Source organism: Sagittula marina, assembly GCF_014196795.1.
Lineage (GTDB): Bacteria > Pseudomonadota > Alphaproteobacteria > Rhodobacterales > Rhodobacteraceae > Sagittula > Sagittula marina.
In genome coordinates, this window is sequence record NZ_JACIEJ010000016.1 from 51,373 (window position 1) to 60,444 (window position 9,072).

The 9,072-nt window shown below is 61.1% G+C and carries 8 protein-coding genes and 2 pseudogenes; 7 read left to right on the plus strand and 3 right to left on the minus strand.

Annotation, left to right across the window (positions count from 1 at the left end; genetic code table 11):
• Positions 1-217: 217 nt before the first annotated feature.
• The 3 genes from GGQ68_RS21870 (at position 218) to GGQ68_RS21880 (ending at position 3,726) form a co-directional block, all read left to right on the plus strand.
• Positions 218-1,120, plus strand: coding sequence for an AEC family transporter (locus GGQ68_RS21870; RefSeq protein WP_183969770.1), 903 nt, complete (start codon positions 218-220; stop codon positions 1,118-1,120).
• 403 nt (positions 1,121-1,523) lie between these two features.
• A complete protein-coding gene (locus GGQ68_RS21875; protein WP_183969796.1) occupies positions 1,524-2,792 on the plus strand; it encodes a cation:proton antiporter in 1,269 nt (422 codons plus the stop codon).
• A 105-nt stretch (positions 2,793-2,897) separates the two neighbouring features.
• Positions 2,898-3,726 (plus strand): IS5 family transposase gene (locus GGQ68_RS21880; RefSeq protein WP_183969772.1). Its coding sequence is split into 2 segments (ribosomal slippage): positions 2,898-3,283 and positions 3,282-3,726, totalling 831 coding nucleotides; the frame shifts between segments, so codons are not numbered across the junction.
• Between the two features lie 110 nt (positions 3,727-3,836).
• Here GGQ68_RS21880 and GGQ68_RS21885 read toward each other — a convergent pair.
• Entirely contained in the window at positions 3,837-4,049 is a 213-nt protein-coding gene (locus GGQ68_RS21885; RefSeq protein WP_183969774.1) for a hypothetical protein, read from the minus strand.
• A gap of 735 nt (positions 4,050-4,784) precedes the next feature.
• The gene (locus GGQ68_RS21890; RefSeq protein ID WP_183969776.1) at positions 4,785-5,282 is read right to left on the minus strand and encodes a MarR family winged helix-turn-helix transcriptional regulator; all 498 of its coding nucleotides are present in this window, start codon (positions 5,280-5,282) and stop codon (positions 4,785-4,787) included.
• Between the two features lie 83 nt (positions 5,283-5,365).
• Between GGQ68_RS21890 and GGQ68_RS21895 the strand changes: the two genes are divergently transcribed.
• A complete protein-coding gene (locus tag GGQ68_RS21895; protein WP_183969778.1) occupies positions 5,366-6,244 on the plus strand; it encodes an EamA family transporter in 879 nt (292 codons plus the stop codon).
• A 221-nt stretch (positions 6,245-6,465) separates the two neighbouring features.
• Here the strand turns inward: GGQ68_RS21895 and GGQ68_RS21900 are convergent, their stop codons facing one another.
• A complete protein-coding gene (locus GGQ68_RS21900) occupies positions 6,466-7,356 on the minus strand; it encodes an AraC family transcriptional regulator (protein ID WP_183969780.1) in 891 nt (296 codons plus the stop codon).
• A gap of 96 nt (positions 7,357-7,452) precedes the next feature.
• On the opposite strand from GGQ68_RS21900, the gene GGQ68_RS21905 reads away from it, so the two are divergent.
• From GGQ68_RS21905 to GGQ68_RS21915, 3 genes and pseudogenes are all read left to right on the plus strand, one after another.
• A complete protein-coding gene (locus GGQ68_RS21905) occupies positions 7,453-8,280 on the plus strand; it encodes an oxidoreductase (protein WP_183969782.1) in 828 nt (275 codons plus the stop codon).
• A gap of 227 nt (positions 8,281-8,507) precedes the next feature.
• Positions 8,508-8,795: pseudogene (locus GGQ68_RS21910) on the plus strand (transposase); the annotation flags it as partial.
• 61 nt (positions 8,796-8,856) lie between these two features.
• A pseudogene (locus GGQ68_RS21915) lies at positions 8,857-9,072 on the plus strand (transposase); the annotation flags it as partial.

Genomic DNA, 9,072 nt, shown 5'->3' on the forward strand with positions numbered 1-9,072 from the left:
GGTCGTGCGGCGGCGCAACGGGGACCTTCCGGTTCGGGTTCGCCTGCCGTCAGCGGTATGAAGCAGACAAATCGAAAATGATGCGAAACCTCATTTCCGTCCGCGACGCTGGGGTGCTTCAATCCCCCGGAACGCCGACCTGCCTGCTGGACAGCAACGGTAGAGTAGATGAAAAGCAGACAGCCAACAGGCTATTCAGAATACGGACGACGCGGAGATGCTGACATCAATCTGGCCAATATTCGCCTTGATCTGGCTTGGCTTCGGCCTCGCGCACTGTCGCTTTCCATCTATCGAGTTCTGGCCCGCGGCAGAGCGGCTGAACTACTTCGTCCTGTTCCCCGCATTGCTTATCTCCAGCCTCGCAGACGCGCCTTTGCGTGACCCGGAGGTACTTCGGTTGGGGGGAGCGGCAGTGTCTACGATCGTGATCGCAGCGACCGCGCTCGCTCTGTTCCGGCGGATCCGGCCAATGCCGTCGCAACGCTATGGGCCGGTTGTCCAAGGGGTGATCCGTTTCAACACCTACCTCGCATTGTCACTCATCGCGACGCTTTCAGGGCCAGACGGCTTGGAAACGGCAGCGTTCTACCTCGCCCTCGCTGTGCCACTTGTGAACCTGCTCTCCATTCTCGCTCTCAGCGACGCAGGCGCCGCGAAAGCGCCTCGAGCCCTGATGCGTGTGGTCCTGACAAACCCATTAATACTCGCCTGCCTCGCAGGTTTGGCGCTCGCGATCACGGGCGTCGGCCTCCCCTTCGGTCTGGACCGATTGGTGACGCTGCTGGGCCAAGGTAGCCTTCCACTCGGTCTGCTCTGCATTGGAGCAGCGCTTCGGCCCGCGTCGCTTCGTATCAATGCCCTACCTCTGATTACCACAAGCGTTGCCCGTCTGGTGCTGATGCCCCTACTCGGCCTTGCCGTAGGGCATCTGTTCGACCTGGAAGGAACCGAAGCCATCATTATGGCCGTCTTCTGCGCCGTTCCAACTGCCCCGACTGCCTACGTGCTGACTCAGCAGATGAGGGGAGACGGGCAATTTATGGCTGGCATCGTCACTTTTCAGACCATGGCCGCAGTCCTGTCGATCCCGATTATGTTGACGTTTCTCGTGCTTTGACCTGTGTCGAGACGGTTGCGGCAAGCTGCGTTTCCGCAGCAACGTGCGGGGTGCCCATCTCGACCAGAGCGGGAGAGCACAGACACGACTGTTGCGTGGGCATCTGTGCAATAAGGCTCTCTTGCACTACCAATGCAGGTTGGCCAGCTTCCGCCCCTAACCCGACATTCGCTATTCAAGCGACCGCTGCGGCGCAGCTCCGCGAACCAGTCATTTAAGGCGTCGTGCAGCGTGATCCGGCAGCGCAATGGCAGACTTCGACTGAGTTTTCTCTCTTTGTCGCGCCACAGCGGAACCCGCAAGCGCCTCATCTGTTTGAATTTGGCATCCAAATTCCAGCAGAGGGCCTTTAGACGATGAGCACCCCTTACAGTAATGCCCCGAAGTGGCGATCCTGAGCGTGATGATTTTCGACGAACTGTCAGCGTTTTTCGCAATCGAGACCTACCACCTGCAGCTCGCCTTCGTGGGCATGGTCATCATCCTGTCCTACTGGCTGCCTCGGCTGGTGTCCCGTAAGGAGCCTGTCGCTGCGCCTCTGATACTCGTCTTCAGTGGCGGCACCGCTTTTCTGCTTCCCGAGGTGTCACCACTGCCCGATCCTGTCAGTTCGCCAAAGATATGGGAGCATCTCAGCGAGATGGCGGTGATCGTCGCGCTTTTCGGTGCAGGGATGCGCATAGACGAAATCGGCTCGTGGCGGCGCTGGCAGCCTGCCACGAGACTGCTGATCATCGCGATGCCCCTTACGATCATCGCGGTTGCGATCCTCGGGGCAGGTCTTGTGGGCCTTTCTCTTGCAAGTTCGGTCCTGCTCGGCGCGATTCTGGCCCCCACCGACCCGGTGCTGGCATCGGACGTTCAGGTTGGCCCACCGCATAAGGGAGGCGAGCGTCCGGTACGCTTCGCCCTGACGACAGAAGCGGGCCTGAACGATGGGCTTGCCTTCCCCTTTGTCTACCTCGCTTTGTTCGTGGCTGCCGAAGGGATGACACCGACCTCCTGGGCGCTTGAGTGGGTCGGCATAGATGTCTTCTACAAGATCTTGGTCGGTGGCGTGGTCGGCTGGGCTGGTGGGCGAATGTTGGGCCTCGTCTTGTTCAAGATTCCCCGCAATGCCACTCTCGCTGAAACGGGCTCCGGCGTGATTGCCTTAGCGGGAGTCTTCCTGTGCTACGGTTCGAGCGAGCTTGTCGAAGGATACGGTTTCATCGCTGTCGCCGTCATGGGCTTCAACCTGCGGCGGATCGAGAAGGAACACGACTTTCATCGCCGGCTTCACGATTTCTCCGAGGCAATCGAGCATGGGCTGACGGCGCTTCTCCTGGTTGCTTTCGGAAGCGTCCTGCCCGTGCTTTTGACCAACCTGAACTGGACTCATCTCGCCATCGCTTTGGGGTTGATTATGGTGATCCGACCGCTCGCAGGCTGGATCAGCTTGTCGGGAACCGGCTTGAGGAGAGGTGAGAGGATGATCGTCGCAGTCTACGGCATTCGTGGCATCGGATCCATATACTACCTCGCCTACGCCGCCTCTCAGGGAGAGATCGAGCAGCAGGCCGAGCTGTGGTCTATCGTTGCGATCGTCGTGCTGTTGTCGACTATGCTCCACGGCTTTACCGTGGGGTTCGCGATGGATCGTTTACGTTCGGCCGGGTCACAGAGCGGGTAGGCAGCCGGCGCGGCGGGAACGCAGAAAAAGCGTTTCGCAACTTGGGCTGTGTTGACAAAAGGGATTCACAGGACGCGCTGATCGTGATGCAAGCTGGTATCTGCGATGGAGACCCGCTTGGCACGAGACTTGATGTCGGACGAGGAATGGGCGTTCTTTGAGCATTTCATCCTGGCAGTCCGCGCCCCGAACGGACGCAAACCTACCAACCACCGCCTTGTTCTAGATGGGATTTTCTGGATTGCCCGCACCGGAGCGCCGTGGCGAGACCTGCCGGCAGAGTTCGGCAAGTGGTCCAGCGTCTGTCGGCAATTCCGGCGTTGGACGTTGGCAGGCCTGTGGGAGCAGATCATGGACGCCCTGAACGAAAGCGGGGCGGTGCCGCACGCCCTGCAAATGATCGACAGCACCGTGGTTCGCGCCCATCATCCACTGCCCGGCAGGGCATTGCGCGAGCAATGTCCCGAGAGGGAGGCAGCGGGCGCAAAAGGGGACTCCGCGACAGGGTCTTGGCCGCTCACGCGGTGGCTTCACGACCAGGATCCACCTCCTCGTCAATGCAGCCGGGCTGCCCATGAGGACGGAGATCACCGCGGGACAGACCTCAGACTATCTCGGTTTTGATATGGTCATGGCCGATAACCTGCCCACGCCAAGCGTCCTGCTGGCCGACCGAGGCTATGACGCTGACAGCATTCGCAAATCCATGGACAGGCGTGACGTTCTGCCGGTCATCCCGATGCGGAAATCACGCAAGATGCGCGTCGGCGTCAACCGCTCCCTCTACCGGCTACGCAACCTGGTTGAACGGTGCTTGAACAAGCTGAAGAACGCCCGCCGAGTTGTCCCTCGTTACGATAAGACCGCAGAGAGCTTCCTCGGCTTCGTCGATATCACCTCGATCAGGCTTTGGATCCGCCATCTGTCAACATGAACTAGAATATTCTAGAATTTCGGGGGGCAGGCGACCTCGACACCGTTGGCCCCCGAACCCGAGCCTGGTCCGAGAGCCTCTGGTGGAGGATGCACCTGGCCGGGTGCGGGTTAGCCGGCTGCGCAGAGCTGCAGCGCGAGGGCGTGGAAAATAGCCGGGTTCTGGTCCGACTGAATGTTCGGCAACAGGATCGCCGCGTTGATGATCGCGATGATCGAACCAATCGCAGGCGCGGGATCGTCTTGTTCTTGGGTTCCGCCAAGGGCCTGAGAACAAGAATTGAGGTACTGTTCAGCAAGGCCGCGCGCAATTTTGGCTAGCATGAAGGTGCGGTTGAGCGTGGCCGACGAGGATGGTTTGAAAGCCAGCTGCGGTGTTCAAAATTTGCGGATCACGCGGCCTTAACCCCCGGTGCACGAATAAATTCGTGATGAGGGTCCGAGGTGAAGGACTCCTCGATTTATCAACAGGGTAAAAATTTGAGAATTCAGAAGAATAATTCCAAATCCGTTGTTTTTGGCGTTGTGCCTGCCGGCGAGGCGAGCGCCCTGATACCACTCAGGTCACTGACACAGTCAGGAGGCAGCGGGCTAGACGTTTCTCCAGAATGCCAATGATCGGCTGTGCCGCAAGATCTGTTCTTTCGGGCGGCGGACCCACGCCTTGCCTGACGGCCTTTGTAACCGGGCTCATCGTCGGATTCTCGACGATCGCCGTAGGCAGGCCGTCAGTGTTCTCTGCACGCACGACACACTCTGCCCAGGCTGTATGAGAACTCGAACGGATACGGCCTGCCTCGGAATAATGTTCGCCAGAAGGCGGACTTGAGAGGTTATGTTCCGATCTGGTCGGCCGCGAGCGTTCTTGTGGGGAAAACGTCCTTCGCGATTTCACGAGATCTGTGTTTCTACACAGCCTCGACCCTTCCCGGACATCTGCCGGGTCAGGTATCGCCAAGGTGCAGCTTTCTCGACAAGGTCATTCGCGACATTGTGCAGCATGGCCAGCGATGCCTAGGTCTGCTCAGCAGACTTGGGCAGACGTTCTCCGCGAGGGCGTCAAAGTCCGCCATCCTGCTCTGCCGCCGCCATCAGCTTTCGCAAACCCTTGTCCAGCCCGGCGATCTCCGGATCGGACAGCGCGGCCAGCAGGGTGTTCTGTGTCTCCACATGCGCGGCGACAGCCTGGTCGATGAGATCGAACCCCGTCTTGGTCAGCTTCACCACCGCGCGGCGGGCATCCCCCGGATCCTTTGCCCGTGTGACCATGCCCTGTTTGATCAGTTGGTCGATGCGGTTGGTCATCGTGCCGGAGGTGATCATCATCGAGGCCATCAACTCCCCCGGTGACAAAGCATAGGGGGGGCCGGCACGACGCAGCGTCGCCAGCACATCGAACCCGGCGGCGTTCAGGCCATGCCGGGCGAAGGTCTCGTTCATCTGGCGGGCATGGTGATGAAACACGCGTGAGAGCCGTCCGATCGGGCCCATGGCGCTGACATCCAGGTCCGGCCGCGTCTGCCGCCATTGTTCAAGTATCTGGTCCACTGCATCCATGTCGGCCTTCTACCGAGAGAGTATCTTGACGTCAAGATTTAATGAAATTATCTCGACGTCAAGATACTGAAAAGGAACATCTCATGTCCCGCTCTCTCGACCTGTTTCTGGCTGCGCTTGCGCCGATGATCTGGGGCAGCACCTACATCATCACGACCCAGTTGCTGCCGGACGGGTACCCGATGACAGTTGCAGTGCTGCGCGCCTTGCCCGCAGGCCTGCTCCTGCTGCTCCTGACCCGCCAACTTCCGCACGGCGTGTGGCTGGTTCGGTCCATCGTACTTGGCGCGCTCAACTTCTCGATCTTCTGGTGGCTGTTGTTTGTCGCCGCCTATCAGCTGCCTGGCGGCGTCGCCGCGACGGTTGGCGCCATTCAGCCGCTGATCGTGCTGTACCTGTCGAAATGGCTGCTGGGGCAGAGCACCCCGCAGGCCGCGGTGATCGCCGGGATCGCGGGCCTTCTGGGCGTGGCACTCCTGGTCCTGTCACCTGGCGCCGCGCTGGATGGCATGGGGGTTCTCGCGGCCCTTGGCGGCGCGATCTCCATGGCCTTCGGCACCGTGTTGACCCGGAAATGGCAGCCGCCGGTCCCTGCGCTCGCCTTCACCTCTTGGCAGCTGACCGCCGGTGGTATGCTACTGCTGCCCGTGGCGCTTTTTGCGGAACCTGCGTTGCCGCCGCTCGATTTGAATGCGGTGCTTGGCGTCCTCTACCTGAGCCTGATTGGCGGGGCGGTCACCTACTTTTTCTGGTTCCGCGGCATTGCCCGGCTTGGCCCTGCGGCCTTGGCTCCGCTGGGGTTTCTCAGCCCCATCGCCGCGACATTGCTCGGGCTGATCCTTCTTGGCGAAACGCTGAGCTTCTTGCAAGGCAGCGGCATGGTTCTGGTTCTGGCGAGCGTCTGGCTTGGCCAACACGCGCTCCGCAATGGTGCCCTGGTGGCACCCAGAGGCCCGAGGTAAAGCCTCGGGCCGTCTCGCTGACTGGGGCATTGCCGGACTTTGCCGCACCGATCAAAGTGGGCCCAAATCGGTCATGCGGCAGCTCGGCGTGCCGCTTGGGTGAAGGTCGCACTGCGGACTTTGCTGCCGTTCGTACACGTGCCTGCCCCGCTTAGTGAGCCTTCGCCCCGGGTATCCGCGTCGATCTATTTGGAAGGGGGAGTACCGAGCAGCGCCGAAGATCACGGCGCTTCGCCAAGGTGCTCCGTCATCCAGCGGGCCTCCTCCATCGCGCTCCGCCCGAAGTGTCTTCGGAAGTCACGACTGAACTGGGAGGCACTCTGGTAGCCGACCTTCGCCGCGACACTGGCAACGGAGCCGTGGTTGCGCGCAATCATCAGTCTTGCCTCGTGCAGGCGCATTGCCTTGATATACCGGACCGGCGAGGTGCCCGTCAGCTGCTTGAAGTGGGCATGATAGGACGGAACGCTCATCCCGGCCGCGGTGGCCAGATCGGGCACCGAGAGTCTCGTGGTGAAGCTCTGCCGAATCCGCCCCAAGCTTTCGAGAATTCGTCCCGCGGGGCCCCGTTGCCGCAGGGCGGCGCGAAGGGCACCGCCCTGCGGCCCGACGAGCACGCGGTAATGCAACTCCCGAAGCAGCCCATGGCCCAGGATCGCCGCTTCCTGAGGATCCGCGAGCGCGGCAAGTGTCCGGCCCAGAAGCGCGTGTATCCGCGGGTCCATCGGGCTGGAGACGAGGCTCCGGGCCTGCGCTGACGCCGTCCCTCCCACGGCGTCCAGAGCAACGGCGATCTCGGCGGCCAGCTGCAGGTCGAACTCGAGGTAGAGCGCCAGCAGCGGCCGTTCGGGATCGGCCTGCGAGGCCATACGGAACGGCACGGGAACCGAGACGGCGAGATAGTGATCCGCATCGTAGAGATAGACCGTCCCGCCCAGAAAGCCCTGCTTGGCACCCTGCAGCACGAAGACCGCGCCGGGCCGGTAGAGGACCGGCACATCCTCGAGCACGGCTTCCGAGCGCAGGATGCGAAGGCCGGTCAATGTTGTGCGGGTATACCCCGCGCGGGGCGCGAGGGCTGCCGCTTGGGAGACGAGATCGTTGCAGTTCATAGGATCGGACAAAGATGAGAGAGGATCAGCCGTGTACGGCGGGTTCGATCGAGACAATCTGTCAATGCATCGAAACACGCAAGCGAGGACCTCCTCATGTCAGGCAAGACTTTCTTCATTACCGGCGCCAATTCGGGGTTCGGATATGCAATCGCCAGCGCGGCTTTGAAAGCTGGCCACAAAGTGATCGGCACGGTCCGCTCCGATGCAGCGCGGGCCTCGCTCCTCGAACGCCTTCCCGACGTTCATCCGGTTCTTTGCGACGTCACCGATTTTGATCGCATCGACGCGGTGGTCAGCCGGACGGAGGCAGACTTCGGCCCGGTCGATGTCCTCGTGAACAATGCCGGTTATGGGCACGAGGGCGTGCTGGAGGAATCCCCCCTGTCCGAGTTGCAGCGCCAGTTCGACGTCAACGTCTTCGGAGCGGTTGCGGTGGCCAAGGCCTTTCTACCCCGGTTTCGCCAGCGCCGAGCCGGTTTCATCCTTAACGTCACTTCGATGGGCGGTCTGATTACAATGCCCGGGATTGCCTATTACTGTGGTAGCAAGTTCGCGTTGCAGGGCATCTCCGAGGTCATGCGCAGCGAGATGGCGCCATTCGGGGTGCATGTAACGGCACTCTGCCCCGGCTCCTTCCGCACCGACTGGGCAGGTCGATCCATGGTTCGGAGCGAACGCTCCATCAGCGATTACGACAGCCTCTTCGACCCGATCCGCCAAGCGCGGCAGGAAAAGCACGGCGCTCAGCTCGGCGACCCCGATAAGCTGGCCGAAGCTGTTCTCGGCCTCGTGATGTCGGACACTCCCCCGCCGCAGCTCCTGCTCGGTAGCGACGCACTCGGCCTGGTGCGCAAGCGGCTTCATGCGATGCTCCAGGAAATCGATGACTGGGAAGCCGTCACCTGCTCCACCGACGGCTGACGGCACGCGACGGACGACACACTACGGGCCCGGAGCCGCTCGGTCACCAGGCCCGACTTCGCCTTTCGAAGTACAAGGCAAGATCGACTGGTGTGGGCTCGAAGCAGACATGCGGCGGCGCGGCGTGGACAAGCCCTTCGTCGACCCTGGCCTTACATCGCTTCGGGCCGGGGCTGTGTGAAAACTCGAGGTTCAGCTATAGTGCCTTCACCAAGTGGAGGCTGGTGATGTCGGGCTATATCGAGGGAGTGGACCGGGAGCAGACGACCCTGTTCCCGGATCGTTTGCAGGACTGGATCTGCGACGACCATCCAGTTCGGGTGATCGATGCTTTCGTCGACGCGCTCGACGTCGCCGCTGCTGATTTCAACCGTTTTGCGCCCGCACAGACAGGGCGACCCGGCTATCATCCGGCCGTGCTCCTGAAGCTCTTCATCTATGGTTAAACGAACCGGGTCGCGTCCAGCAGACGTCTCGAGAAAGACGCCGGGCGCAATGTCGAGGTCATGTGGCTGGACATGTCACGGTTTGATGCCGCTCCTTTGTTAGCATTTACTGCAACAAATGAGATGAACTATGGGACTGAAACGGACGGACGAGTTTCGCAAGGATGCGGTGCGGATAGCACTGACCAGCGGGCTAACGCGTGAGCAGGGTGGCTGATGATCTGGGTGTCGGCATGTCGACGCTGAACAAGTGGATCACGGCGCACCGAGACACGGATGTGGTGTCAAAAGAGGATTTTGGCCTCGCTCAAGAGAATGATCGGCTTCGGCGCGAGAACCGCATTCT

What these genes read in the sequence shown, in the direction of transcription:
- GGQ68_RS21870 (WP_183969770.1), top strand. Translation starts at nt 218, where the DNA reads ATGCTGACATCAATCTGGCCAATATTCGCCTTGATCTGGCTTGGCTTC.
- GGQ68_RS21875 (WP_183969796.1), top strand. Translation starts at nt 1,524, where the DNA reads ATGATTTTCGACGAACTGTCAGCGTTTTTCGCAATCGAGACCTACCAC.
- GGQ68_RS21885 (WP_183969774.1), bottom strand. Translation starts at nt 4,049, where the DNA reads ATGCTAGCCAAAATTGCGCGCGGCCTTGCTGAACAGTACCTCAATTCT.
- GGQ68_RS21890 (WP_183969776.1), bottom strand. Translation starts at nt 5,282, where the DNA reads ATGGATGCAGTGGACCAGATACTTGAACAATGGCGGCAGACGCGGCCG.
- GGQ68_RS21895 (WP_183969778.1), top strand. Translation starts at nt 5,366, where the DNA reads ATGTCCCGCTCTCTCGACCTGTTTCTGGCTGCGCTTGCGCCGATGATC.
- GGQ68_RS21900 (WP_183969780.1), bottom strand. Translation starts at nt 7,356, where the DNA reads ATGAACTGCAACGATCTCGTCTCCCAAGCGGCAGCCCTCGCGCCCCGC.
- GGQ68_RS21905 (WP_183969782.1), top strand. Translation starts at nt 7,453, where the DNA reads ATGTCAGGCAAGACTTTCTTCATTACCGGCGCCAATTCGGGGTTCGGA.